The organism is Micrococcus luteus NCTC 2665, assembly GCF_000023205.1.
In the GTDB taxonomy this organism is placed as follows: domain Bacteria; phylum Actinomycetota; class Actinomycetes; order Actinomycetales; family Micrococcaceae; genus Micrococcus; species Micrococcus luteus.
Genome location: NC_012803.1, coordinates 2,300,120 through 2,325,636 on the forward strand (window position 1 = coordinate 2,300,120; position 25,517 = coordinate 2,325,636).

Below are 25,517 nucleotides of genomic sequence, written 5' to 3' on the forward strand. Positions count from 1 at the left end.
GCGGCGGGCGGCTCACGCGGCCACGCCCGGCATCCACCCTCGTACACTCGGCACATGCTCCCGGACCCCAGCCCCACCGTCACCGTGGACGGCCTCCTGCTGCGCCCGCTGCGCGCCGCGGACGAGATCGCGGCGCGCGAGGCGGACGCCGAACTGCATCGGGAGGGGTTCGACTTCCTGATGGCCGGCACCCGCTCCTTCCCCGCGATCCGCCGCGCGTTCGCCGCCGAGGCGCGCGGCGACGTCGAACCCGGCCGGGTGCCCGCGTCCTTCTACGTGGGCGTGGACGAGAACGGCGAGCTGGTGGGCCGGGTGTCCGTGCGGTGGGAGCTGAACGAGGCGCTGCGGCACGTCAACGGGCACGTGGGCTACGCGGTGCGCCCCGCGTTCCGGCGGCGGGGGCACGCCGTGCGCCTGCTGCGGGGCGCGCTGACGCTGCTGGCCGCGCGCGGGGTGTCCGCCGCCCTGCTCACGTGCGACGAGACGAACACCGCCTCCGTGGCCACGATCCGTGCGTGCGGGGGCGTGCTGCGGGACCGGGTCGAGGCGGGCCTCGACGGTGCGCCCCTCCCCGTCCCCAAGCTGCGCTTCGACGTCCCCACGACGGCGGCCTGACCGGAGGGGCGGCGCGGATCGCGCCGCGCCGCCGGCCTCAGTAGGCCTTGACGCGCTGCTCCACGATCAGGTGGATGAGCGCGAATCGGCCCTCCTCCTGGACGGCCTTGAGCGCCGCGTCCACGGCCGCCGGCACGTCCGTGTCCCGCTCCACGCGCACCCCGAAGCCGCCGAACGCCTGGGCCATGGCGGCGAAGTCGGGGTTCTTCAGCTGGGTGCCGGAGACGCGCTCGGGGTACTCGCGCTCCTGATGGGTGCGGATGGTGCCGTACTCCTGGTTGTCCATGACGATCACGAGGGGCGTGGCGCCGTACTGCGCGGCGGTCGCCAGCTCCTGGCCGTTCATGAGGAACTCGCCGTCGCCGGCGATGGTCACCACGGTGCGGTCCGGGAAGTTCAGGGACGCGGCCACGGCGCCCGGCACCGAGTAGCCCATGGAGCCGTTGCGGGCCGAGATCATGGCGCGGTAGCCCTCGGTCGGGAAGTAGCGGTGCGCCCAGTTGGTGTGCTCGCCCGCGCCGAGGGAGATCATCGAGTCCTTCGGCAGCTTCGGCACCAGGTTGGCCATGAGGGTGGCCATCTTCGCCCGACCCTCGGACGGCTCGGCCGGGGGCAGGGCCGCGAACTTCTCCTGCTCGCCGCGCATGCGGGAGGTCCACTCCTCCCACTCCGGCTTGACCTCGAGCTCCATGCGGACGAGGTCGCGGATGAACACGTCCGGCTTGGCCACGATCTGGTGGGACACGGGGCCGGAGCGGCCGCGCAGGGACGGGTCGATGGTGACCAGGAAGTTCTTCTTGTCCCAGTTCTGGCGGATGGTGAAGCCGTTGGTCACGACGTCGCCCGGCACGGTGCCGACGAACACGATGAGGTCGGTCTCCTCGAGCATGTCGTAGGTCGGCTTCGGGCGGCCGTAGCCGATCGGGCCCACGTAGGACGGCGAGGAGAACGGCACGGTGCCCTCGGTGCGCCACTCGGCGGCGGCGGGGATCTTGTGCTCCTCCAGCCACGTCGTCAGGGTCTGCGCACCCTCGTCCGTCCAGTCGTTGCCACCGGTGATGAACAGCGGCTTGCGGGACTCCTTGAGCGCGGCGTGCAGGGACTTCCAGTCCTCCACGGTCATGCCGCCTGGGGCCACGGGGATCTGCGGGTGCAGGTGCGCATCGATCTCCTCACGGATCACGTCCTCCGGCAGGCCGACGACGACGGGCCCGGGCCGGCCCGAGCTCGCGGCGAACATGGCCTCGGCCACGATCTCGGAGGCGCGCTCCGGGTGGTCCAGGACCATCACGCGCTTCGCACCGGTGCCGAACCAGGCGTGCGGGTCGAACTCCTGGAAGGCCTCGCGGTCGCGGTGCTCGAACGGGATCAGGCCGACGAACAGGACGAGCGCCGTCGAGTCCTGCCACGCGGTGTGCAGGCCGACGTGGGCGTTCGCGGCGCCCGGGCCGCGCGTCACCATGGCGACGCCAGGGACCACGTTCATCTTGCCGTCGGCCTCGGCCATGTACGTGGCGCCGCCCTCGTGGCGGCACACCACGTTCTCGATGCCCGAGTCGTGCAGGCCGTCCAGGACGTCCAGGTAGGACTCGCCCGGCACGGAGTAGACGCGCTTCACGCCGTGGGACTCGAGGGTCTTGACGATGACGTGCCCGGCGGAGAGGCGACCGGTCGCCTGGGAGGTCTGGGACATGGAGGTCTCCTGTGCTGGTTCGGGGGCCCCTCCGGCCCCGTGGGTGCACCCCGCCGCGCAGACGGGGTCCGTGGGGGTCAGGGTACTGGACGGGGCGGCGCCGGAGGCGACCCGATACGCGGCGTGAAGCCGGTGACGGGAGGGCGGGCCCGCCGTACGATTTCCCCATGCTCTCCGCGCCGACGCTCACCCGCCTCGCCTCCCTGGCCGCGTTCCTGAACACCGCCCCCGGCCTGCGGGGCGGTCAGCCGGCGGACGAGCGGTTCACCGCCGCCACGCAGCTGCCCTCCCTCGTCCCTGAACTCCAGGAGGACGAGGTCCGCCTCCGCCTGGCCGCCGCCGCGGCCGTGCGCGGCCGCGAGCTCCGCGGCCGTCTGGCCGAGGTCTGGGCCCTCGCCGCCGTGGACGAGGCGGCCGCCGTGGAGCGCGTGAACGCCCTCCTCGCCGCGGCCGGGCCGCTGCGGCTGACGGCCGGGGGCGACGTCGTCGGGCTGGCCCCGGCACAGGTCCCCGCCGACGCGGTCGAGCGGCTGGCCGCGATGGCCGCCCTCGCGCTGGCGGAGACCGCGATGGACGGCGAGCTGACCCGCCTGCGCGTGTGCGAGGGCGAGGACTGCGAGAACGCGCTCGTGGACGCCAGCCGGAACCGGTCCAAGCGCTTCTGCGACGAGGCCAACTGCGCCAACCGCACCCACGTGCGCTCCTACCGGGCACGCCTGGCCGAGGCGGCGGAGGCCGCACCCGCGACGGATCCGGCCGGGCCGGCCGGGCCGGAGGAGGCGGAGGCGCCGGAGGCCGTCGTGGACTCCGAGGCCGCCGGGGGCGACGAGCCCCGCCAGGAGACCGAGAAGGAGAAGAAGGAGCGCAAGAAGGCGGAGAAGAAGGCGGAGAAGAAGGCCCGCAAGAAGGCCGAGAAGAAGTCCGGCAAGAAGAAGTCGGACAAGAAGAAGGACTGACCCGGCCCGGCCCGCCAGGTGGTCCGGCGCTGAACATCGGGGGACGGGGCCGCCTCTGGTTCCGTCGGCCGGCCGGACACCCCTAGCTGTAGGAGGTCATGACGTTGTTGACTCGGGCCGGGGCCAGTGAGGCCGGAGGAGCGTCTCCGCAGGAGGTATGAGGCCGATGGTAGTTGTAGTGGTTCACCCACACTGCCAACGCCTCACGCCGAGCTGTCTCTGAGGTATACGGGCGGGCGTAGAGGACCTCATCGACCATCAGCCGGTTGTAGCGTTCGACCTTCCCGTTATGGCGGGGCGTGTATGGGCGGATCCGGTGGTGCCGGCCCCCGAGCGAGACCACCTTGGCGGTGAACTCCGCGGCCCGATAGTTGTTCCCGTTGTCCGTGACCACCCGGTCCACGGTGATGCCGTGGGCGGCGAAGAACGCCCTCGCCCGGCAGAAGAACCCGATCGTGGTCACCGCTTTCTCATCCTCCAACGCCTCGGTGTACGCCAGGCGGGTGAACCCGTCGATCGCCGAGTGCAGGTAGGTGTACCCGACCCGCCGGCCAGGCCCGCGCTTGGCTGCTCGCGCGTTCTCGGAGTCCCGTCCGTGAGCACGCCAGCCGCCCCCGTCAGGGATCTTCCCGATCTTCTTCACGTCCAGGTGCACCATGTGCCCCGGCCCTCTCGCGGTGATCTTCTGCGGTCGTTGGCGCAGGTCCTCACCCGTGGGCGCGAGGTCTGGCAACCGGGAGATGCCCAGCCGGTGCAGCCACCTGCCCACCGTTCGGAGGCACACCCGGTGGCCTTCAGAGACGAGGTGGTGATGGATCCGGCGGGCCGACCACTTGCGCTCCCGCCGCAGGGCGTGGATCTGGGCGACCAGGACCGGATCGAGCTGGGCAGGTGAACGGTGCGGCCGGCTGGGCAGGTCCTGAAGACCGGCTTCTCCCTGGGCGCGGTAGCGGGCCACCCAGGTGGCCACCGTGGGGCGGCTGACGCGGAACTCGGCGGCCACGTGCGCTTGTGGGATCCCGTCGTTCAGGTGGCGTTGGACCATCCTGAGACGGCCGGTGGGAGTCAGGGGTGCATTAGCGTGAGTCATGAGTGGGTCTCTTTTCGGGCAGGTGGGTGGTGTAGGAACTTCCATCCTGCGGGAGAGGCCCACTCGTCTCATCTCAGCCCGGCCCTCGTGCCAAGAACCTCATGCCCCACAACACCTAGCCTGCGAGGCATGAGCGAGCACACCCCCGTCCACTCCCCCGCGTCCCTCGGACCCGCCCACCGCAAGGTCGGCGTCGTGGGGGCCGGCGGCGTCGGCACGGCGATCTGCTACGCGACGCTGATCCGCGGCGTCGCCCGCGAGGTCGCCCTCTACGACATCGACGAGCCCAAGGTCCGCGCCGAGGTCCTCGACCTGGCCCACGGCACCCCGTTCACCTCTGCGTCCGCGATGACCGGCGGCGCGGACCCGGACGTCCTGGCCGGCTGCGAGGTCGTGGTGATCACGGCCGGCGCCAAGCAGAGGCCGGGGCAGACCCGCCTCGACCTCGGCGCGCACAACGTGGAGATCCTGCGCGGTCTGCTGCCCCAGGTGCAGGCGCACGCGCCGGACGCGCTGGTCGTGCTCGTCACCAATCCCGTGGACGTCCTCACGCTGGTGGCCCAGCGCCTCACCGGTCTGCCTGCCGGCCGGGTGATCGGCTCGGGCACCCTCCTGGACACGTCCCGCCTGCGGTGGCTGCTGGCGTCGCGGGCGCAGGTCCACGCGTCGTCGGTGCACGCGGCCATCCTCGGCGAGCACGGGGACACGGAGTTCCCCGCGTGGAGCTCGGCGCGCATCGGCCCGACGCCCATCCTGGAGTGGCCGACGCCGGCCGACCCGCTGTTCACCCGCGCCGACCTGGACGAGGTGGCGGACACCGTGGTGCACGCCGAGTACGAGGTGATCCAGGGCAAGGGCGCCACCACCTACGCGGTCGGCGTGGCCACGACCCGCCTGCTCGAGGCGATCCTGCGCGACCAGCACGCCATTCTGCCGGTCTCCACCGTGCTCGACGGCGTCCACGGGCTCTCGGACGTCGCCCTGTCCATGCCGTCCGTGGTGGGGCGCGACGGCGTCACCCGCGTGATCCAGCCCGAGCTGGACGACGCGGAGATGCGGGCGCTGCACGCCTCGGCGGACGCGCTGCGGCGGGAGGCACGCAGCCTCGGGTTCTGAGGCGCCGGCCTCAGGCGCGGGGGGCGTCGCCTCCGGTGCCGCCCTGCTCGCGGCGCTCCCGGGCGGCCTGGGCGCGGCGGTCGGCGGCGGCCTTGCGGAACATCTCCTCGGAGGACCGGTTCACGCCGGAGCCCTGGGAGAGGTGGTCCGGGTTCTCGCGCGCGGCGAGCTGCAGCATGGCCACCACCACGAGCGAGGTCATGAAGAAGACGCCGAAGGCGATCAGCGCGATGTCGATGCGCAGCGGGTTCTGCGTGCCGCCGGAGGCCGTGATGCCGGCGATCACCCCGCCGATCACGCCGAGCACAGCGGAGAAGACCAGCGGGCCCTTGACCGTGGTGCGCAGACCGCCGCGTGCCGGGCGGCCGGATCCGGCGCGATCGGCGGACGGGCGGGGGGACGGTGCGCTCACGGCGGGACTCCTGACGGCTGGGGGCGGCTGGGGCGGCACGGCCCGCGCAGGCGCCCGGGGCTGAGGCCCTCGGGGCGCGGCGGACCGGAGCCAGTCTACGCGTCCGGTCGGCGGGTGGCCCCTCGAGGCCCCGAGGTCCTCCCCCGGCGAACGTCCGCCCCGCGGGTCAGGACGGCGACGTCGACCCGGTTCAGAGGCCCCTGGCCGTGCCGCGGTCGCGGCGCACCTCGTGGTGGAAGCCGAGCCCGGAGACCATCAGGAGCACCCCGATCAGGATCGCCCCGCCGCCGGCGATGCCGAGCAGGGCGTGCGGGCCGAAGCCCTGCAGGGCCGCCACGACCACCCCGCCCCCGGAGAGCAGGCCCACGAGCCCGGTCCACAGCTGGTCCCGCGCGGGGATGAACTCGCGGCGGTGGCGGGCCCACGCCACGAGCTCGGCGACGCCGCCGAGCACGAGGGCGGCGCCGGCCGCCACGCCCACCGCGGCCGGGGACCCCAGGAACAGCAGCACGATCACGCCGAGCATCCACGCGGCCGCCGCCAGGGACAGCGGAGAGCGCATGGCCACGGGCACCGGGTCGCGGCGCAGGTACTCCCACATCGCCGAGCCGGAGAACGCCAGGTACAGCGCGAACATGACCTTCATCCACGTCAGGCCCGGCTCGGCGACGAACACGGTGGTCAGGCCGAACGCCAGCGCCACCACGGCGCGGATCAGGATCGGCTTGAACACCACGGACGAGATCTCGAGGGGGGTCTGCACGGTAGCCACCGCCCCAGTCTAGGAGCCGTGCGGCCGCGGCCCGGCCCGCGCGTCACCGCCCGGACGCGCTCACACGACGCCGAGCCGCATCCAGTCGTCGCGCCGGGCCCGCCACCCGAGGGTGAGCGCCCGCATCCCCATGTAGACCCCTGCGAAGCCGAGCCAGAGCAGGCCCAGCTGCACGCCGGCGTCGGGCACGGCGGCGTGCGGTCCGGGCCAGGCCGCGGTCCAGCCGAACCCGCCCGTGGCGAGCTGCGCGAGCACCCAGAGCGCCGGCGCGTAGACCACGAGGTTCACGAGGCCGGCGAGGGCGAGGTAGCGGGCGTCGCCGGCGCCGATCAGCACGCCGTCCAGCACGAACACGTAGCCGGCCACCGGCTGCCCGGCGGCCAGCACCCACAGGCCCACGGTGGCGGCGGCCTGCACGGTCGGGTCCGTGGTGAACAGCCCCGGCAGCACCGGTGCCGCCAGGGCCAGCACGGCCCCGGTCACGACGCCGAAGCCCAGCCCCCAGCGCACCATCGTCCGGGTGAGGCGACGGGCGGCGTCCGGTCGGGCGGCCCCGAGCTCGGCGCCGATCAGGGCCTGCGCGGCGATCGCGAGGGCGTCGAGGGCGAACGCCAGCGTGGAGAACAGCGTGAAGACGAGCTGGTGCGCGGCGAGGGTGAGGTCGCCCGCGCCGGCGGCGGCCATGACGGTGATGAGGATGGCCGCGCGCAGGCTCGCGGTGCGTAGCAGCAGCCACGAGCCCACCTGGGCCGTGGCCCGCATGCCCGACGCGCGGGGCGCCCACGCCGTGCCCGAGCGGCGGAAGCGCGGGGCCAGCACGAACAGGTACGTCACGAGCATCGCCCACTGCACCACGGACGTGCCGACGGCCGAGCCGGCCACGCCCCAGCCCAGCCCGTACACCAGGGCCACGTTCAGCCCGATGTTCGCGCCGAAGCCCACACCCGCCACCACGAGCGGCGTCACGGTGTCCTGGAGGCCGCGGAGCACCCCGGTGGCCGCGAGCACGGCCAGCAGGGCCGGCAGCCCCGGCATGGACCAGCGCAGGTAGGCGACGGCGTGGGCCTGCACCTCGCCCGTCGCGCCGAGGGCCGCCGTCAGCGCGGGGGCCGCGAGCCAGCCGAGGACGGCCAGCACCGCGCCGAGCAGCAGGCCCAGCCAGATCCCGTCGCGGCCGCGGTCCATCGCGGCGGCCGGGTTCCCCGCCCCGATCAGCCGGGCCACCGCCGGGGTGGTGGCGTAGGCCAGGAAGATCATGAGGCCGGTGAGCGTGTGCAGGATGGTGGTGCCGATCCCGACGCCGGCCAGCTGGGCCGTGCCCAGGTGCCCGATGATCGCGGTGTCGGCCAGCAGGAACAGCGGCTCCGCGATGAGCGCGCCGAACGCGGGGACCGCGAGCGCGAGGATGCGCCGCGTGAGGGCGCGCGCGTCCTGCGGGGCGGGCGCCGCCGTCGAGCCGGAGGGTCCCGCCATGTCAGCCCAGCAGGGCCAGCAGCGGGGCCAGCGCCGTGGTCGGGGCCGTGGGCTCGGGCAGCGTGTCCGGCAGCAGGGGGGCCACGAGGTAGAGCATCGCGATGGCGATGCCGTTGTTCACCATGTGCAGCAGCACCGCGTACCCGAACGAGCGGCCCATCAGGATGTAGGACACCGTGATCGCCACCGCGAGGGTCAGGTACGGGACGGTCTCCACGAGCCGGAAGTCGCCGCCGGTGCCGAGGAAGTGCAGGAGTGTGAACGCGAGCACGGAGACCACGGCGCACACCCACACGTTGATCCAGCGGGAGAGCTTGCCGATCAGCAGGTGGCGGAACAGGTACTCCTCCACGAGCGGGGCGGCCACCACGGTCATGAGGATCATGAGCACGGGCGGGGCCTGCGTGGTCATCTCCTCGAGCGCGGCCTGGTTGGCGCTGGTCTGCGCCTCCCCGATGAGGCTCAGCACGATCACGTTCACGACGATGCACGCCAGCCACGTGGCGGGCAGCAGCAACAGCTTCCACCACGTGCCCGTGCGGAACACCCGCAGCGACGTCACGAGCGGGCGCCAGGCCACGGCCAGCACGAGCACCACGAGGATCGCGTAGCTGACGATGTTCACCGTGAACCCGTCGCGGACCAGGTCGAACGCCTCGAGGTCACCGGGGACCAGGCCGAGCGACACCGCCAGCCACAGCCCCAGCCCGAGCACCATGAGCGCCACGTACACGAGCACCACGACGGCGTCGCCCCAGTGGAACCGACCCGGGGTCCAGTCCGGCGCGGGGCGGGCCGCGGGCCGGCGGCCGGGCCAGCCGGCGGGGACGCCACCGGGGGCGCCGGGGTGCCCGTGCAGGCTCGGGGCGACGGCGGCGCGGCGGGCGGACGGCCGGCCCGACGGCGGCCAGCCGGCGGGCGGACCGGCCGGCGGGCCAGAGGGAGGAACGCTCATGGCGGCCACGCTACCAACGGGGGCGGACGCGCCAGGCCGCGGGCGCCGTCGTCGGGAGCGGCTCCGTGGCCCACGCCACGCCCGCGCGCCCGCGACACGCGCGCGGTGGCGGCGGACCGAACGCCTCGTCTACGGTGCTCCCCATGGCCTTGTTCTCCCAGCCGGTGTTCATCAACCTCCCGACGACGGACACCGAGCGGATCCGTGAGTTCTGGACGACCCTGGGCGCCACCGCAATGGACGACTACTCGGACGAGCACTCGGTGTGCATCGAGCTCACCGAGTCGACGTACGCGATGTACCTCAGCCCCGGCTACTACACCGACTTCATCGGCAACCGTGAGATCGCCGACTGCCTCACCACCAACTCCGCCCTCATGGCGCTGACCGTCGGCGACGCCGCGGCGGTGGACGCCCTGGCGGACCGGGCGATCGAGCTCGGCGCCGCCGAGGTGCCCCTGCCCGAGGACCTGCGCGAGGAGATGGCCGACTCCGGCATGCACTCCCGCGAGATCGTCGACCCGGACGGGCACCAGTGGGAGTTCATCACCGCCTGAGCCCGCCGGCTCAGGTGCCGAGCCGCCCGGTGAGGCGCGCGTGCATCGCCGCGGAGGCCTCGTTCAGCCCCGTCACCTCGGCGTGGATCCCGTGCTGGGCGTACTTGGTCAGCACCGAGTCGAGCGCGGCCACAGTGGAGGCGTCCCACACGTGCGCGGCACCCATGTCGATCACGACGCACGGCGGATCGAGGGCGTACTCGAACTGCGAGTAGAGGTCGTTCGATGACGCGAAGAACAGGGCGCCGTGCACGCGATACGTGACGGCGCCGCCGTCGTCGTGGACCTCGCGGGCCACCGTGACCAGACGCGAGACGCGCTGGGCGAAGAGCACCAGCGCAGTGAGCACACCCACACCCACGCCGATCGCGAGGTTGTGAGTGAGCACCGTGGCCGCCACGGTCACGGCCATGACGGCGGTCTCCGAGCGCGGCATCGCGCGCAGGGTGGCGGGGCGCACCGAGTGCCAGTCGAAGGTCGCGGCGGCCACGAACATCATCACGCCCACGAGCGCGGCCATGGGGATCTGCGCCACGAAGCCGCCGAAGGCCACCACGAGCACCAGCAGGAACACGCCCGCGAGGAACGTGGAGATCCGGGTGCGGGCGCCGTTCGCCTTGACGTTCATCATGGTCTGCCCCACCACCGCGCAGCCGCCCATGCCGCCGAACAACCCCGAGACCACGTTCGCGACCCCCTGCCCCCAGGACTCGCGCGTCTTGTCCGAGCGGGTGTCGGTGATGTCGTCCACGAGCTTCGCGGTGAGCAGGGACTCGAGCAACCCCACGAACGCGATGCCGACGCTGAACGGCAGGATCAACCGGAGGGTCTCCCACGTCAGCGGGACGTCCGGCGGGCCGAGCACGGGCAGCGCATCCGGCAGCGCGCCCCGGTCCCCCACGCGCGGCACGGCCAGGCCGGCGGCCATCACCAGGGCGGTGACCACGACGACGGCCACGAGCGTCGCAGGCACCGCAGTGGTGAGCCGCGGCAACAGCACCACGATCGCCAGGGCCAACGCCGTGAGCGGGTACACGAGCCACGGGACGCCGATCAGCTCGGGCAGCTGCGAGGTGAACACGAGGATGGCCAGGGCGTTGACGAACCCCACCATCACCGAGCGCGGGACGAACCGCATGAGCCGGGCCACCCCGAACACGCCGAGCAGGATCTGGATGACGCCGCCGAGGATGATCGCGGCGAGCAGGTGCCCCACCCCGTGCTCGTGGGACAGCGGCGCGACGACCAGCGCCACCGCCCCCGTGGCCGCGGAGATCATGGCGGGGCGGCCGCCCACGATCGCGGTGGTGACGGCCATGGTGAAGGACGCGAACAGCCCGACGCGCGGATCCACGCCCGCGATGATCGAGAACGCGATGGCCTCCGGGATGAGCGCCAGCGCCACCACGAGGCCCGCGAGGACCTCGGTGCGCAGCCAGCGCGGGGTGCGGAGCGTGCGCAGGACGGACTGGCGTTCCAGGGGCGTGGGCGCGCGGTCGGGCGCGGCCACGGAGGCGGAGGAGGGCATGCGTCGAGGGTAGCGGCGGCCCCGGACGCGGCAGGCGCGGACGACGCGGAGCGTGCACTCAGCCGAGCAGCTCCTCGATCAGCGAGGACTCCTCCCGATGGAGGCGCGCCACGAACGGCAGCAGCATGAGCACGCCGAACAGCGCACCGTCCCGTGTGGTGCCGGCGGCCTCGTGATCCACCTCGACGCGGGTCAGGGAGAACATCCCACCCGAGTGGAACCGGGCGACCCGCCGTGGCCGGCCGCCGTCCTCCCCCTGTGCCCGCACCTCCACGGAGCCGTCCCAGTCCGCGCGGGCCACCACGCGACGCCCCTGGACCGTCCCGTCGACGGCGAAGTAGAGCACGTTCTCGCCCCAGATCTCCTTGAGCTCGTCATGCACGGGCGCCGGTGGCTCCCCCTCGGCCGGTGCCGTGACGTCCGGTCGATGCGTCACGGCATAGGTCGGGCGCAGCAGGCGGCCCACCGCGCTGCGCCACGTGGCCCGGCGGATCCCCACCGTGGTGGCGGCACCGCCGATCGACTCCCAGCGGAACGTGCCGGTGCGTTCGCAGCCCGCCAGCTCCCCACGGACCACCCGGCCGACGAGCTCGCCGTCGTCGCGATGCACCGCGACGGTCCGCATGCTGCGCCGGACGGTGTCCAGCGTCCCCTCCCGGAACCCGTACGTGCTGGTGCGCGTCATGGCCCTCCTCTCCGCCCGCCGCGGTCCGGCCGCATGAGGCGTGCGTCCCAGTGTTCCAGAATCCCCGCGTCCCGTGGGCAGGGCTTCGTGGGCAGGGCTTCGTGGGCAGGGTTCCGTGGGCAGAACCGGCGGCGATTCAGGTTCCGTGGGCGGAAGGAGTCACTCTTCTGCCCACGGAACCGGCTGACCCGCCCACGGAACCGGTTGCCCTGCCCACGGAACCCCGAGAGGCGACTCGGGCGGCATCGCCAGGGAGCACCCGCGCCGGCACCCACCCCCGCAGGCAACGGGCCACCCCCGCGCGCACCCGTCACGCCGTGCGCATCACCCGCACGGGGTCGCGGAACGCCGCGAAGGCCGCCGGGAGCAGGCTCGCCACCACGGCGGTCAGCGCGGCGAGCACGGCCACCCCCGCCACGAAGTCCAGCCCCAGCGCCCCGCCCTGCCCCACGACGACGGCGTAGCCCGTCCCCGCGCCCACCACCGCCCCGAGCACCGCCGGCGCGGCGGTGCGGACCGCCACGAGCAGCACGAGGTCCGCGCGGCCGATGCCCAGGGTGCGGCGGCGGCCGAGGTCGCGGCGACGGATGAGCACGTCGGCGAGCACCACGATCGCCACGAAGAAGGCGCCCGCCCCGAGGATGAGCAGCAGCAGGGACCGGCCGAGTCCGGCCAGCTCCCCGGTGATCGTCGCGTTCCCGGCGGCCAGCGCCCGCGCGGTCTGCACCTGCGAGGAGCGAGGGTCGGGGTCGATCACGGCCAGGGCCGAGTCCTGCATGGCGCGGGTGCCGGCGGTGTCCGGGGCCAGGACACGGACCTGCTGGACCACGAGGGAGGCCGGCGCGGCGGGCACGGCAATCGCGTAGTCCGCGAGGTCCTCGAACGGGGTGAGCGCCTCGAACGCGCCCACCACGGCCCACTGGCGTCCGTCTCCGGACTCGAGCGCTCCGGAGGGCTGGGCCAGGCCCAGCTCGGCCAGCTTCGCCTCGGGCACCACCACCTCCCCGGGGCCCGGCAGGCGGCCGCGCGTGAGCTCGACGCCGCGGTCGACGGTGCCCACCACGTGGGTCACCGCCACGCGAGTCCCGCCCGCACCGATCGCGGCGTTCACCGTGTCCACGGGCATGTCGCGGGCCAGGGCGGCCTCGGCGGAGTCGAGACCGGCGAGGGTGGCGACGGTGGCGCCGGTGAGGAAGCCGGTGCCACCCGAGTCCGTCACGGTGAGCACGCGCGCCGCGGGCCCGGAGAGCTCCGCGGCGACGGCGGCCTCCGTGGCCGCCTGACGGCCCACCGTGGCGACGGCCGCGAAGCACATGGCGGCCACCACCAACAGCACGAGGGCGGAGGGCACGGGCGCGGTGCGGGCGGCGGTGAGGGCCTCGCGCAGCAGGGTCCTCAGGTTCACGGGCGGGCCTCCGGGTTCACAGTCGCACCACCTCGTCCGCACGGGCGACGACGGCCGGGTCGTGCGTGGCCACCACCACGGTGCGCCCCTCCCCCGCGGCCTCGGCCAGCGCGTCGAGCACGAGGGAGGCGTTGTCCGGGTCGAGGTTGCCCGTGGGCTCGTCGGCCAGCACCACCGCAGGGGTGTTCACGAGTGCCCGGCAGACCGCCACGCGCTGGGCCTGCCCGCCTGAGACCTGGCCCGGCCGGTGCTCGGCCCGGTGCCCGAGGCCGAACCGCTCCAGCAGGATCCTGGCCCGGCCTTCGAGCTCGCGACGGGACAGGCCGGCGTAGAGGCCGGGCTCCACCACCGAGTCCAGGATGGGCCGGGACGGGTCCAGCTCGGCGTCCTGGAACACGAACCCCACGGACGTGGCCCGCAGCCGCGCCCGGCGCCGGTCCGGGAGGGCGGAGGCGTCGACGTCGCCCAGGCGCACCACGCCCGCCGAGGGCGTGAGCATAAGCCCCAGCACGTACAGCAGCGTGGACTTGCCGCGCCCGGACGGGCCGGTGAGCGCGGTGACGGCGCCAGGGGTGAAGCGGTGGGTCAGGCCGTCGAACAGCTCCTCCGCGCCGCGCGTGTACGCGAAGCGCAGGTCCGCCACGGAGAGCTCCGCGTTCACGGGGCGCCGTTCAGCACGCGCACGGTCTCCCCGGCGTCCACGCCGTCCACCACGGCCAGTCCGTCCGCGGAGCCGCGGACGGTGACGGTGCGCTCCTCCGGGACGCCGTCGCGAACCACGGTGACCCTCGCGGCGCCGTCAGGCTGGGTGCGCAGCGCGGACACGGGGACCACGGGCCCGGTGACGGGCGGGACCACGTTGACCTTCGAGAGCAGGGAGGTGGAGGCCTCGGCGGGCAGGGAGTCGCAGTCCGCGCCGCACACCGCGCCGCCGTCGGGGGCGGTCAGGGGGATGCGGATCAGCCCTTGGTCGTCCGCGGTGGACTCGCCGGCCACGGCTTCCCACTCGTGCTCGCCGTGGGGCACGGTCACCGCGGTGCCGGCCGGGATCATGGCGGCCTGGTCCTGGTTGACCTCGATGGCGAACGTGGGCTCGTCGCCGGGGCGGGCGACGATGGTCTCGCCTCCCGCGAGCGCGCCGCCGACGGCCGTGGCCTTCGCGTCCACGCTGAGCGCGGCGGGGAGTGATTCCAGCACCACGAGCTGGCCCAGCTCCACGGTGTCCGCGGCCGGGTAGTCGCGCTCGGTGAGCCAGCCGTTCCAGGCGACAGCGGTGGCCTCGTCCCAGGTGCCGGTGACCTCCACCTTCGCCCCCGTGGCGGCGAGCATGCGCTGGAACGCGGCGACATCGCTGCCGGTGGCGCCCTCGCCGAGCGCCCGCCACTGGGGCAGCTCGCCCTGCACGGTGATCACGGGCTGCTGCGCGACGGCGTACAGCACGTCCCCGGCGGCCACCTCACCGGACTCCCCGGCCCGGGTGACGACGCCGGACAGCGCGTTCACGGCGGCGGGCGCCTGCTCGCGCGTCACGGAGACGCCGAGGGTGATGACGCGGCCGAGCTCCTGCTCGGCGACGGTGACGAGAGCGTCCTCGGACGGACGCTGCTCGGCCTGGGCCGGAGGGGTGAGCGTGGCCCGGCCGGCCCAGAAGGCCAGGACGGCCACGATCAGGAGCACCCCGGCCAGCGTGGCCCAGCGGAGCGGCCGGGTCATCCGGAGGTGCCCCAGAAGACGTCCTGCGGGGGCAGCTCCGGGCAGGTCTGGACGACCTGCGTCTGGCGCTCCTCGGGCACGCCTCTCATGGTCGCCTGCAAGGGCCACCAGTCATGGCGGCCTGGTGTGAAGAAGGCCGTCACGAAGGACTCCTTGGACGGCCGTGTGCTGGTGTCCACAGTGAACCCCTGCGCTTCGAGACAGGGGATGAGGTACTGGTCCCAGTAGTCATAGACAAGGCGAAGCTGCGGTTCGCTCCAATCCTGGGTATAGCTCGGGTCGACTGGGTGCTGGGCGATGCAGGTGTTCATCGCCAGCGCCCAGGCGCGAGCCTGCGCAGCCGGCGGCGTGGAGTATCGGAGACCGCCCGTCGGCGAGACCTCGACGGGGAATCCGTCTGCCCTCATGCACGAGGCGACCTTCTGATCTGATTCCAGGGGAGTCGTGGACCAGTCCTTCCGCTGGACCTGAAGGATCTCGGGAGTTCCCCCGCTCTCTGCCAGGCGGTCCATCTGTTCTCGATAGGCCGCTTCCTTCTCCGGCTCCGTCGCCAGAACGGGTTCGATGACCTCGGTCGGTTTCCATGTGGCGGCATCCCACACCTTTGAGGGGGTACTGCCTGTCTCCGCGTGCGCCGACGCTCCTGCGTCCGCGCCGGAAGCACACCCCGCCAACAAGAGGGCCCCGACGAGTCCGACCATGGCACCAGCGAAACCGCTTGTCATTCGCCCCTCAGGCACAAGACACCCCAGCGCTCGCAGAGAAAATATCAGTAGGGGTAGTAGCAGTAGCCATTGCTACCCGAAAGAAGCAATGAGACCGAATCGGCCTTCCAGGTCTGGGTGCCTCGGAGACCAGGCTCCCAGTACCTCACGTAGTAGTTGGCTTTGGTACTCGACACTCCCCCAACCGACACCGTGAGGTAATCCCCGTACCGCTGCTGCTCGCCACGGACGCCGACATATCCACCTCCGGCACTGCAGTCCTGTCGCCCGGAGTCCGTCAATGCCTGTGCCGGCACTGCCCCAGAAACGGCCAACAATCCCGCGACGGCGATACCGGCCCCGACCTTTGTAACCCGCTGCTTCATACCCATGACGATCCTCCTCAGGATTCAAGCTCAAATATGAGCCGCGTCACACACTAGGCGCTAAGGCCTCCCACGGCAAGGGATTCTTCCTGGCCTCCTCAGGCCGTCCCGATTCCCTTTGCGCTTGCTGCAGCCATCACCGGGCGTCGTCTCGTGAGGCCGCGCCGTCGTCGTCCTCCCCGCCCTGGAACTGGCTCATGTAGAGCCGGTGGTAGGCGCCCCTGGCCGCGAGGAGCTCGGCGTGGTTGCCCTGCTCCACGATGTCGCCGTGCTCCATCACGAGGATCACGTCGGCGTCGCGGATGGTGCTGAGCCGGTGGGCGATCACGAAGCTCGTGCGGTCCGAGCGCAGCGCCGCCATGGCGCCCTGGACCAGCACCTCGGTGCGGGTGTCCACGGAGGAGGTGGCCTCGTCCAGGATCAACAGGGAGGGCTGGGCCAGGAACGCGCGGGCGATCGTGATGAGCTGTCGCTCGCCCGCGGACACGTTGGAGGCGTCGTGCTCGATGACGGTGTCGTAGCCCTCGGGCAGGGTGTGCACGAAGCGGTCCACGAACGTGGCCTTCGCCGCGGCGACGACCTCCTCGTCCGTGGCGTCCTGCCGGCCGTAGCGGATGTTCTCCCGGATGGTCCCGCCGAAGAGCACGGCGTCCTGGAGCACCATGCCGGTGGCGGCGCGCAGCTCGCCGCGGCTGACCGTGCGGGTGTCCACGCCGTCCAGCAGGATCCGCCCGCCGTCCACCTCGTAGAACCGCATGATCAGGTTGACCAGGGTGGTCTTGCCGGCACCGGTCGGCCCGACGATCGCGACCGTCTGCCCCGGCTCCGCCACGAAGTTCAGGTCCGTGATGAGCGGCTTCTCCGGCGTGTAGGAGAAGCGCACATGCTCGAACTCCACGCGACCGCGCAGCGGGCGCGGGAGGTGGGCGACGACGTCGGGCCCGGAGGCGGCGGAGGGCGCCGTTTCCCGGACGACAGTGCTCTCGGAGGGCGCCGTTTTCCGAACGAAAGTGCGGGCGGGGGTGCCGTCAGGGGTCTCCTCCGGCTCGTCGAGGAGCTCGAAGATGCGCTCGGCCGACGCCACGCCGGAGATCAGCATGTTGGACATGCCGGCGATCTGCCCAAGCGGCTGGTTGAACTCGCGCGAGTACTGGATGAACGCGGTCACGGCGCCGAGGGTCATCTGCCCGTTGGCCACGCGCAGGCCGCCGACCACCGCGATGCCCACGTAGCCCAGCCAGTTCACCCACTGCATGATCGGCATGATCATCCCCGAGTAGAACTGCGCCTTGAACGCGGCCTCGTACAGCTCCTCGTTGCGCTCGTCGAAGCGCGCGGCCATGTCCCGCTGACGGCCGAACACGGTCACCAGCTCGTGCCCCGTGAACGACTCCTCGATGTGCCCGTTGAGCCGGCCCGTCTCCCGCCACTGCGCGGAGAAGAGCGCCTGGGACTTCTTGCCGATCACGCCCACCACCACACCGGCCACCGGCAGGGCGACCAGGGCGATGAGCGCGAGCTGCCAGGACAGCCAGAACATCATGCCGACGATGCCGATCACGGTCAGCACCGAGTACACGAGCGAGGCGAACGCCTGCTGGAGGGCCTGCTGGACGTTGTCCACGTCATTGGTGGCGCGGGAGAGCAGGTCGCCGCGCTGCCCGCGGTCGAAGTAACTCAGCGGCAGCCGGTTGATCTTGGCCTCGATCTCCTCGCGGAGGCGGAAGACGATGCGCATGACGATGTCATTGAGCACGCGGCCCTGCAGCCACATGAACAGCTGGGCCACGAGGTACATGGCCAGCACGATCAGAATCAGCCGGCCCAGCTCGGTGAAGTCGATCCCCTCACCCGGCGTGAACGCCATGCCGGAGAGCATCTCCGCGGCCCGGTCCTCGCCCTGGGCGCGCAGCCCGTCGATGACCTGCTCGCGGCTCAGCCCGCCGGGCATCTGCGCGGAGACCACGCCGCCGAAGATCACGTCCATCGCCCGGCCCAGGACGTGCGGGGCCCACACGTTGAGCACGACGGCGACCAGCACCATCAGCGCGACCACCACCAGGCCCAGCTTCTCCGTGCGGAACAGGCTCATGAGCCGCTTCGCGGACGGCCAGAACGCCTTGGCCTTGCGGGCCGGCCCGCCGCCCCAGTCGTCGGTGGCGCCCTGCTCCTGGATCTCGAGGATCTCCTCGTCCGTCAGGTGCTCGCTCATGCCACGTCCTCCGCGGTCAGCTGGGAGTCCACGATCTCCCGGTAGGTCTGGTTGTCCGCCAGCAGCTCGGCGTGGGTGCCGCGGCCGACCACGCGGCCCTCGTCCAGCACGATGATCTGGTCGGCGTCGGTGATGGTGGCCACCCGCTGGGCGACGACGATCCGGGTCACCCCGGCCGCCGCACGGTCGAGCGCCGCCCGCAGCCGCGCGTCGGTGGTGACGTCCAGGGCGGAGAACGAGTCGTCGAACACGAGGACCCGCGGCTCGGCCACGAGGGCACGCGCGATGGACAGGCGCTGGCGCTGGCCGCCGGAGACGTCCGTGCCGCCCTGGGACAGCCGCGAGTCCAGACCGGAAGCCGCCGCCTCTCCCTTGCCGGTGGTGCGGGCGCGCACGAAGTCGGCGGCCTGGGCCGTCTCGAGGGCCGCCCAGATGCGCTCGTCCGAGGCATCCGGGGCCCCGAACTGCATGTTCTCCCGCACGGTGCCCGAGAACAGGTACGGCTTCTGCGGCACGAGGGCCACGGCCTCGGTCAGCTCGGCCCGGGCCAGGTCGGTCACCGGCACGCCGTCCACGAGCACCTCGCCGGACGTCGCGTCGTACAGCCGCGGCAGCAGGCTGATCAGCGTGGACTTGCCGGAGCCGGTCGAGCCAATGATCGCCGTCGTGGTGCCGGGTGCGACGGCGAAGCTGACGTCGTCGAGCACCGGCGCCTCGGCGCCGGGGTACTGGAAGGTGACGTGGCGCAGCTCCACGGCGCCGTCGCGACGCGCGGGGGTCACCGGGCGGACCGGCTCACCGAGCGTGGGGACGGTGTCCAGGACCTCGCCGATGCGGCGGGCGGAGATCACGGCGCGCGGGAGCATCATCATCATGAAGGTGCCCATCATGACCGCCATGAGGATCTGCAGCAGGTACTGCATGAACGCGGTGAGCGCGCCGACCTGCACGAGCCCCGCGTCCACGCGCTCGCCGCCGAACCACAGGACGGCGGCGGTGGCGAGGTGGAGGATCATCGTGATGACCGGGCCGAGCAGCACGAACAGCCGGCCGATCCGCACGGACGTCTCCGTCAGGGCGGCGTTGGCGTCCGTGAACCGGCGCGTCTCGTGGCGTTCGCGCACGAACGCGCGGACCACGCGGATGCCCTGGATCTGCTCGCGCATCACGCCGTTGACGTCGTCGATGTTGTCCTGCATCCGCTGGAACAGCGGCATGAGACGCGCGACGATCCACGCCACGATCACCAGCAGCACCGGCACGGAGACCCACACCAGCCAGGACAGGCCAGGGTCCTCGCGGATGGCCATGATGATGCCGCCGACCGCCATGATCGGCACGGCCACCATGAAGTTCAGGGCCATGAGGGTGAGCATCTGGACCTGGTTGACGTCGTTGGTGCCGCGCGTGATGAGGGTCGCGGCGCCGAAGCGGCCGAGCTCCTCCGCGGAGAACGCGTCCACGCGGGTGTAGACGGCACGGCGCAGGTCCCGGCCGACGCCCATCGAGACTTTCGCGCCGAACCACACGGCGGCGATCGCGGCGACCACCTGCACCAGCGCGACGCCGAGCATCACGAGGCCGATGTCCCAGATGCGGGCGGTGTCGCCGCGGGCCACGCCCTCATCGATGATGCGGGCGTTGAGTCTGGGCAGGTACAGCATGGCCAGCGTGCTGATCAGCTGCAGCACGACGACGGCCGCGACGGCGCCGCGATAGCGCCGGCCGTAACGGCGGAGCAGGGTCCAGAGCATGGGGCTCCCAGGGAGTCGGGATGGGTGCGCGACCGCGTGGGCCGCAGTGCGATGGGCCGAAGGGGGGCCGGGTTCATTGTGCCCCAGCCGCGGGCGGGGAGGCCCGGGGAGCATCGGTCGTCGATGTGACGGCGCCCGGCCGTTGTGGGGCACCGCCCCCTCAGCGGGTGGGCGGGATCGTGCTCATCTCGGGCCCCTCGACGGTGAACCCGGCGCCGCGCGTCGTCGTCGGACGCCCCGGGCGCACCCCGGACAACCGGCTGCCGAACCACCTGCTGGCGGACCCGCACGAGGACTGAGCGACGCCAGACGGGGGCGTGAGCCAGATGTTTCCGCTGCTGAGGGTCCCTCAGAACAGCATGAACATCCGGCTCACGCCCCCGGAACGTCTGGCTCAGCGCCCGAAGAGCCTCGCGAAGAACCCTGCGGCCCCGGCACGGCCCGCGCGGGCTGCCTCGCGCTCGGCGTCGGAGTGACGGCCATCGCACCACTGCCCTGCCGGGACGGCGGCCTTGACGGACTCGACGTGCCAGCCGCATCCGGCCCAGGTGGCCCTGCGGCAGACGCGGCAGCGCGCAGGACGGCACATGAGGGGTTCTTTCGGTGGGGGGCTTCGGGGTGGCCGGTCAGGCCAGGGTCAGGAAGAGCTTCTCGAGGTCGGCGACGGTGAGCTTCTCCTCGTCCTCCGCCTTCTCGGGGTCGGCGAGGCAGTACTGCATGGCCGCAGAGACGATCGCGAAGCCGGCCCGGTCGAGAGCCGTGGAGACGGCCGAGAGCTGGGTGACGACGTCGCGGCACGAGCCCTCCCCCTCGACCTCGCGGATCACGGCGTCGAGCTGCCCGCGGGCGCGCTTGAGGCGGTTGAGGATCTTGCGCTGGGTGTCGGCATCGGCGGTGCGCACGGCGGGTCCTTTCGGTGGCAGGGGCGGAGCGGACGGGGCGCCAGAATACCCCCGGGGGTGTGGGCGACGGCGGCGGGCGGTCACGCGGGGTCACGGAGTGCGCCGTTTCTCGAACGAAAACGCTCCGGGAGGCGCCGTTTCGTCAACGAAAGCGGCGGGGTGGGGCGGGGGTCAGGCGAGCAGGGACGCCCCCTCGACGGTCAGGACTGCCACGCCCATGACGAGGACGAACCAGCCGAAGGCCTGGCGCAGTGTCGCCGCGGGCACGCGCTGCATGAGCGCCACGCCCGCCAGCGCGCCCGCCACGGACACCCCGGTCAGTGCGAGCAGGAACGGCCAGTCCGGCTCGACCGCGGGCAGCTTGCCCACGAACCCGGCCAGCGTCTGCACGGTGATCACCAGCAGCGAGGTGCCCATGGCCGCCGCCATCGGCAGCCCGGCCAGCAGCACGAGCGCGGGGACGATCAGGAACCCTCCCCCGGCGCCCACCAGGCCGGTCACCAGCCCGACGCCGAGACCCACCACCAGCAGCCGACCCACGCGGAGGCGTGGGGCGTCGTCGCCGGTGGGGCCGCCGTCGTCGTCCCCCGTGCGGCCGCGGATCATGCCGCGGGCGGTGAGCAGCATCATCACGGCGAAGCCCCCCATGAGCACCGGCCCGGGCAACGCCGAGCCGAGCAGGCCGCCCAGCACCGCCCCCACCACGCCGCCGGCCGCGAACAGCCCGCCGGTGCGCCAGCGGACGTTGCCGGCGCGAGCGTGCAGGGCCACCGCGACGAGCGAAGTGACCCCGACGGCGAACAGGGAGCCCGCGATCGCCTCCTGCGGATCGAGCCAGGCCACATAGGTCAGCAGCGGCACCATGAGGATGGACCCGCCGCCGCCCAGCAGGCCGAGCAGCAGCCCGACCGCGGCGGCCAGGAGGAGCGCGAGCCAGCCCATGCCTATGCCCGCCGTGCGTCGCGGGACGGGATGCCGCGCAGCACCTCGGCCGCCGGCCGCTCCCGGCCCCTGCGGTTCCACGGCATGCGATCCAGGACCGACCCCATGGCGCACGTGTTCGACAGGGCGGAGAACACCAGTCCACCGCCCACCCCCGCCGACAGCAGCGCGAGGCGGCGCGAGCCGACCTGGGCCGCGAGCGCACCGACGAGCACGAGCGAGCCCGCTGTCATGCGGACCTGGCGCTCCATGGCCCAGCCACCAGCCCGGCGCACCACATCCCCGCCGGCCTTCGCGTAGGAGCTGACCCCGCCGGCGAGCACGTCGGCCTGCGTGAAGCCGGCCGCGGCCAGGCGCTCCCGGGCGTCGGTGGCGCGCATGCCGGAGGCGCAGACCAGCACGACGTCGCCGGGCAGGCGGGCGGCGACGTCGCCGGTGTGCTCCTTGAGCGTGTCCAGGGGGACGTTGTACGAGCCGGCGATGTGCTCCACGGCGAACTCGGCGGGGGTGCGCACGTCGATCACGACGGCGGCGCCGGACTCGGTGCGTTCGCGCAGCACTTCGGGGCTGAGCGGGGCCAGGGTCGCCTGGGTCATGGGGGTCTCCTCGGGTGAGTGGGGGGTCGGGCGGTCGGGCGGGGCGGACTCAGGCACGGTCGAGGCCGAGCCAGCCGAGATAGGAGCCGTCGAGCTCGACCACGTCGAACCCGGCGCGGCGCAGCGCCTGGGCGGCCACGATGTTGCGCAGGCCGGACTGGCAGAAGGTCACCAAGGTCTTGTCCTTCGGCAGCTCCTCCTGGTGGAAGAGCACCTTGCCGGCGTTCAGCTGCCGGGCGTCCGCCACGGTTCCGTGGGAGAACTCGGTCTTGTTGCGCACGTCCACCAGCACGGTGTCCTGCTCCGCGCCGACCTCGCCGGCCTCGATGCGGGACTGCAGCTCGTCGGCCTGCACGGTCGGCACCGGCTCCAGCGTGAGGCCGTCCACGGAGGTGGTGAACGCGGCGGCGGCGTCGACGCCCACGCGGATCATGTGGTCGCGCATCGTGTGCGCGTCCTCGCGGTCCTCGGCGAGCAGGACGAGGGCAGCGTCGTCGCTCTCCGGGTCGTAGGCCCAGCCGGCGTGGGTGGCGACCTTGCCCCGGGACGGGAAGGCCAGCGCGCCCGGCACGGTGCCGGCGAGGATCTCGTCCACGGCGCGGGTGTCCACGAACACGGCGCCGTCGGCGAGCTTCGCCTGCACGCCCCCGGCGTCCAGCTCCTCGAGCTCGGGCAGCTCGCCCAGGATGGCTGGCCCCTGCTTGTTCTGGCGCTTCATGCGGGCGAAGTAGGCGTGGGCGTCGGGCTGGCCGTCGAGCAGTTCGTCGATGAAGCCCTGCTCGTCGTCGTTCTTCAGGTAGTCGGACCACCAGGCGTACTCGCGCTCGTAGCCGACCGTGGTGGAGGGCAACGCGCCGAGTGCCTTGCCGCAGGCGGAGCCGGCGCCGTGGGCCGGGAACACCTGCACGTGGTCCGGGAGGGTCAGGAACTTGGCCTTGAGGGACGCGAAGAGCTGCTTCGCGCCCTCGAAGCGGGTGTCGACGCCGCCGGCGGCCTCGTCCAGCAGGTCCGGGCGGCCAAGGTCGCCGGAGAACACGAAGTCGCCGGTGAGCATGTAGCCCGGGGCGTCGGCGAAGGCGCCGTCGGTGACCAGGAAGGACAGGTGCTCGGGGGTGTGACCCGGGGTGTGCACGGCCTCGACGGTGATGTTGCCGAGCTCCATGATGTCCCCGTCCGTGAGCAGGTCACCCTCGAAGCCGTAGGCCCAGTCCTCGCCGCCCTCGCCGGACAGGTGGATCCGGGCGCCGGTGGCGTGGGCCAGCTCGCGGGTGCCGGAGAGGTAGTCCGCGTGGATGTGGGTCTCGGTGACGTGCGTGATGGTCATGCCGCGCTGGGCGGCGAGGTCCAGGTACACCTGGATGTCGCGGCGAGGGTCCACCACCATCGCCTCGTTGTTCGCCTGGCAGCCGATGAGATAGCTGGCCTGGGCGAGGTCCTCGTCGTAGATGCGCTCGAGCAGCATGGTTCTCCTCCGGGTCGGGGGCAGGGGTCTCGACGTCCATTCGATACCCCATGGGGTATATCGAGAACGAGCGTAAACTATACCCCCAGGGGTATGCAAGAGAGAGGGTGGGGCCCGGGCGGCGACGGGAAGGGATGGCACGATCGGGAGACGTCGCCAGGGGGCGTGAGCCAGATGATTCCGCTGCGGATCGGGCGTCAGAACTGCAGAAACGTCTGGCTCACGCGGCGGGGGGCGTGAGCCAGACGTTTCTGCTGCGGATCGGGCGTCAGAACCGCAGAAACGTCTGGCTCAGCGCCCGGGCCCCTCAGAGCAGGGGACGCAGCGGGACCAGGAGGACCTCGACCACGCGGGCGAGGCGGTGACGGTCCTTCCAGCGCGGGGTGTCGATCCGGACGGCCCGCTGGGCGTCGAGGGCGAAGATCTCCTCCATCCGGGCGGCGAAGTCGCGGTCCACGACCACCACGTTGGACTCGTAGTTGAAGCCCAGGGAGAGGCGGTCGACGTTGGCCGAGCCCACGGTGGACCAGATGCCGTCCACGGTGGCGGTCTTCGCGTGGATCATGCTGGCCCTGTACAGCAGGATCGTGATGCCGGCCTCGAGCATCTTCCCGAAGAAGCCGCGCGAGGCCCAGTCCGCCACGATGTGGTTGGAGTCCTCCGGCACCATCACCTGCACGTCCACCCCCCGCCGGGCCGCGTGCAGCAGCGCCTCGAGGACCTGCTGGTCCGGGATGAAGTACGGCGTGTTGATGAGGATGCGGTGCTGCGCCCGCTGGATGGCGTCGAGGTAGCTCAGCCGGATCGGGTAGACCAGCAGCGGCGGCTGGTTCGCGGCCACGGTGATGCGCGGGTCCCACGTGTCCGGGGGGCGCCAGGACATCTGCTCGCCCGCACGGTGGTGCGCGTTCCACTTGATGGAGATCGACCGGTCCAGCCCCCACGCCGCCGGGCCGCGCTCGCGCACGTGAGTGTCCCGCCACAAGCGGGCGTAGTCGTCGCCGATGTTGAAGCCGCCTGCGAAGCTGACCTCGTCGTCCACCACCATGATCTTCGAGTGGTTGAACCCGCTGTGTCGGACCACGCCTCGCCAGATCGGGCGGGCGAAGGCCGGCAGCCGGAACACGTGGATGCGCGGGTCCAGCTGACGGTAGAAGCGGGGCGGGACCACGAGGTTCCCGAACCCGTCATAGGAGACGTAGACCTCCACGCCGCGCGCGGCCGCCCGGTTGAAGGCGTCCATGAACCGCTGGCCCGTGGGGTCGCTCTTCCAGATGTAGGTCTCGAACTTGATGATCCGCTGCGCTCCGTCGATCGCGGCGATCATCTCCTTGTAGAGGTCCTCACCCGAGGTGAAGATGCGCAGCTCGGAGCCCTCCACGTGGGCGTCGAACACGCCGGGGTTCGGCGCGGGTCGGCGCACTCGGCCGCGGCGCTTGACCATATCCACGCCGGTGAGCCCGGCGGCGACCGTCAGCGGCAGTCCCACGAGACCGACGCCCGCGGCCACGGCCGCTCCCCGGAGGAGACGACGGACCGGCAGGCGGGGCAGGGACGGCAGGGACGGTCGACGCATTCGCTCAGTCTAC

At 72.5% G+C, this 25,517-nt stretch carries 26 protein-coding genes; 5 read left to right on the forward strand and 21 right to left on the reverse strand.

Annotated features, from left to right (window positions below; genetic code table 11):
• The first annotated feature begins 54 nt into the window (after positions 1–54).
• On the forward strand, positions 55–615 hold the full coding sequence (locus MLUT_RS22190; RefSeq protein WP_010079969.1) for a GNAT family N-acetyltransferase: 561 nt from the start codon (positions 55–57) through the stop codon (positions 613–615).
• 37 nt (positions 616–652) lie between these two features.
• On the opposite strand, the gene MLUT_RS22195 is transcribed toward MLUT_RS22190, so the two are convergent.
• Positions 653–2,308 carry a thiamine pyrophosphate-dependent enzyme gene (locus tag MLUT_RS22195; protein WP_012751115.1) on the reverse strand — a complete coding sequence of 552 codons (1,656 nt, stop codon included), beginning with the start codon at positions 2,306–2,308 and terminating at the stop codon, positions 653–655.
• Positions 2,309–2,475: 167 nt separating this feature from the next.
• Here MLUT_RS22195 and MLUT_RS22200 point away from each other — a divergent pair, with 167 nt between their 5' ends.
• Positions 2,476–3,264 carry a CGNR zinc finger domain-containing protein gene (locus MLUT_RS22200; RefSeq protein WP_010079967.1) on the forward strand — a complete coding sequence of 263 codons (789 nt, stop codon included), beginning with the start codon at positions 2,476–2,478 and terminating at the stop codon, positions 3,262–3,264.
• 82 nt (positions 3,265–3,346) lie between these two features.
• Here the strand turns inward: MLUT_RS22200 and MLUT_RS22205 are convergent, their stop codons facing one another.
• Positions 3,347–4,354, reverse strand: coding sequence for an IS481 family transposase (locus MLUT_RS22205; RefSeq protein WP_012751116.1), 1,008 nt, complete (start codon positions 4,352–4,354; stop codon positions 3,347–3,349).
• A 129-nt stretch (positions 4,355–4,483) separates the two neighbouring features.
• Between MLUT_RS22205 and MLUT_RS22210 the strand changes: the two genes are divergently transcribed.
• Positions 4,484–5,470, forward strand: a complete 987-nt coding sequence (locus MLUT_RS22210) for an L-lactate dehydrogenase (RefSeq protein WP_010079965.1) — start codon at positions 4,484–4,486, stop codon at positions 5,468–5,470.
• A 10-nt stretch (positions 5,471–5,480) separates the two neighbouring features.
• Here MLUT_RS22210 and MLUT_RS22215 read toward each other — a convergent pair whose 3' ends face one another.
• From MLUT_RS22215 to MLUT_RS22230, 4 genes are all read right to left on the reverse strand, one after another.
• Positions 5,481–5,882 (reverse strand): hypothetical protein, encoded by a 402-nt coding sequence (locus tag MLUT_RS22215; protein WP_010079964.1) that lies wholly within the window; start codon positions 5,880–5,882, stop codon positions 5,481–5,483.
• A gap of 190 nt (positions 5,883–6,072) precedes the next feature.
• On the reverse strand, positions 6,073–6,654 hold the full coding sequence (locus tag MLUT_RS22220) for a hypothetical protein (protein WP_010079963.1): 582 nt from the start codon (positions 6,652–6,654) through the stop codon (positions 6,073–6,075).
• A 60-nt stretch (positions 6,655–6,714) separates the two neighbouring features.
• Entirely contained in the window at positions 6,715–8,127 is a 1,413-nt protein-coding gene (locus MLUT_RS22225) for an MATE family efflux transporter (protein ID WP_010079962.1), read from the reverse strand.
• A 1-nt stretch (position 8,128) separates the two neighbouring features.
• Entirely contained in the window at positions 8,129–9,082 is a 954-nt protein-coding gene (locus tag MLUT_RS22230; RefSeq protein ID WP_012751117.1) for a CPBP family intramembrane glutamic endopeptidase, read from the reverse strand.
• 143 nt (positions 9,083–9,225) lie between these two features.
• Between MLUT_RS22230 and MLUT_RS22235 the strand changes: the two genes are divergently transcribed.
• A complete protein-coding gene (locus tag MLUT_RS22235) occupies positions 9,226–9,639 on the forward strand; it encodes a VOC family protein (protein WP_010079960.1) in 414 nt (137 codons plus the stop codon).
• A gap of 10 nt (positions 9,640–9,649) precedes the next feature.
• Here the strand turns inward: MLUT_RS22235 and MLUT_RS22240 are convergent, their stop codons facing one another.
• The 9 genes from MLUT_RS22240 to MLUT_RS22275 form a co-directional block, all read right to left on the reverse strand.
• On the reverse strand, positions 9,650–11,167 hold the full coding sequence (locus MLUT_RS22240) for a SulP family inorganic anion transporter (RefSeq protein WP_010079959.1): 1,518 nt from the start codon (positions 11,165–11,167) through the stop codon (positions 9,650–9,652).
• Between the two features lie 58 nt (positions 11,168–11,225).
• Positions 11,226–11,852: a hypothetical protein gene (locus MLUT_RS22245; protein ID WP_010079958.1), complete on the reverse strand. Its 627-nt coding sequence runs from the start codon at positions 11,850–11,852 to the stop codon at positions 11,226–11,228.
• Between the two features lie 310 nt (positions 11,853–12,162).
• Positions 12,163–13,257 carry a permease gene (locus tag MLUT_RS22250; RefSeq protein ID WP_010079957.1) on the reverse strand — a complete coding sequence of 365 codons (1,095 nt, stop codon included), beginning with the start codon at positions 13,255–13,257 and terminating at the stop codon, positions 12,163–12,165.
• A 16-nt stretch (positions 13,258–13,273) separates the two neighbouring features.
• A complete protein-coding gene (locus tag MLUT_RS22255; RefSeq protein ID WP_010079956.1) occupies positions 13,274–13,918 on the reverse strand; it encodes an ABC transporter ATP-binding protein in 645 nt (214 codons plus the stop codon).
• On the reverse strand, positions 13,915–14,970 hold the full coding sequence (locus MLUT_RS22260; protein ID WP_010079955.1) for a hypothetical protein: 1,056 nt from the start codon (positions 14,968–14,970) through the stop codon (positions 13,915–13,917). The genes MLUT_RS22255 and MLUT_RS22260 overlap by 4 nt, the downstream gene beginning before the upstream one ends.
• Positions 14,967–15,572 carry a hypothetical protein gene (locus tag MLUT_RS22265; RefSeq protein WP_230594463.1) on the reverse strand — a complete coding sequence of 202 codons (606 nt, stop codon included), beginning with the start codon at positions 15,570–15,572 and terminating at the stop codon, positions 14,967–14,969. The genes MLUT_RS22260 and MLUT_RS22265 overlap by 4 nt, the downstream gene beginning before the upstream one ends.
• A gap of 167 nt (positions 15,573–15,739) precedes the next feature.
• Complete coding sequence (locus MLUT_RS23855; RefSeq protein WP_141117271.1) at positions 15,740–16,066, reverse strand: hypothetical protein; 327 nt, start codon at positions 16,064–16,066, stop codon at positions 15,740–15,742.
• A gap of 130 nt (positions 16,067–16,196) precedes the next feature.
• Entirely contained in the window at positions 16,197–18,272 is a 2,076-nt protein-coding gene (locus MLUT_RS22270) for an ABC transporter ATP-binding protein (protein ID WP_010079953.1), read from the reverse strand.
• A complete protein-coding gene (locus MLUT_RS22275; RefSeq protein ID WP_010079952.1) occupies positions 18,269–20,026 on the reverse strand; it encodes an ABC transporter ATP-binding protein in 1,758 nt (585 codons plus the stop codon). Before MLUT_RS22275 ends, MLUT_RS22270 begins: the two co-directional genes overlap by 4 nt.
• A gap of 167 nt (positions 20,027–20,193) precedes the next feature.
• Between MLUT_RS22275 and MLUT_RS24140 the strand changes: the two genes are divergently transcribed.
• The gene (locus tag MLUT_RS24140) at positions 20,194–20,325 is read left to right on the forward strand and encodes a hypothetical protein (protein WP_010079951.1); all 132 of its coding nucleotides are present in this window, start codon (positions 20,194–20,196) and stop codon (positions 20,323–20,325) included.
• Positions 20,326–20,420: 95 nt separating this feature from the next.
• Here MLUT_RS24140 and MLUT_RS24340 read toward each other — a convergent pair whose 3' ends face one another.
• From MLUT_RS24340 to MLUT_RS22300, 6 genes are all read right to left on the reverse strand, one after another.
• Positions 20,421–20,615: a DUF8730 family Cys-rich protein gene (locus tag MLUT_RS24340; RefSeq protein ID WP_080555888.1), complete on the reverse strand. Its 195-nt coding sequence runs from the start codon at positions 20,613–20,615 to the stop codon at positions 20,421–20,423.
• 37 nt (positions 20,616–20,652) lie between these two features.
• Positions 20,653–20,928 (reverse strand): metal-sensitive transcriptional regulator, encoded by a 276-nt coding sequence (locus MLUT_RS22280; protein ID WP_010079950.1) that lies wholly within the window; start codon positions 20,926–20,928, stop codon positions 20,653–20,655.
• Positions 20,929–21,099: 171 nt separating this feature from the next.
• Positions 21,100–21,870, reverse strand: a complete 771-nt coding sequence (locus MLUT_RS22285) for a sulfite exporter TauE/SafE family protein (RefSeq protein WP_010079949.1) — start codon at positions 21,868–21,870, stop codon at positions 21,100–21,102.
• A 2-nt stretch (positions 21,871–21,872) separates the two neighbouring features.
• Entirely contained in the window at positions 21,873–22,466 is a 594-nt protein-coding gene (locus tag MLUT_RS22290) for a rhodanese-like domain-containing protein (RefSeq protein ID WP_010079948.1), read from the reverse strand.
• A 49-nt stretch (positions 22,467–22,515) separates the two neighbouring features.
• A complete protein-coding gene (locus MLUT_RS22295) occupies positions 22,516–23,928 on the reverse strand; it encodes an MBL fold metallo-hydrolase (protein WP_010079947.1) in 1,413 nt (470 codons plus the stop codon).
• Between the two features lie 307 nt (positions 23,929–24,235).
• Complete coding sequence (locus tag MLUT_RS22300; RefSeq protein WP_010079946.1) at positions 24,236–25,504, reverse strand: phospholipase D-like domain-containing protein; 1,269 nt, start codon at positions 25,502–25,504, stop codon at positions 24,236–24,238.
• Positions 25,505–25,517: the final 13 nt, after the last annotated feature.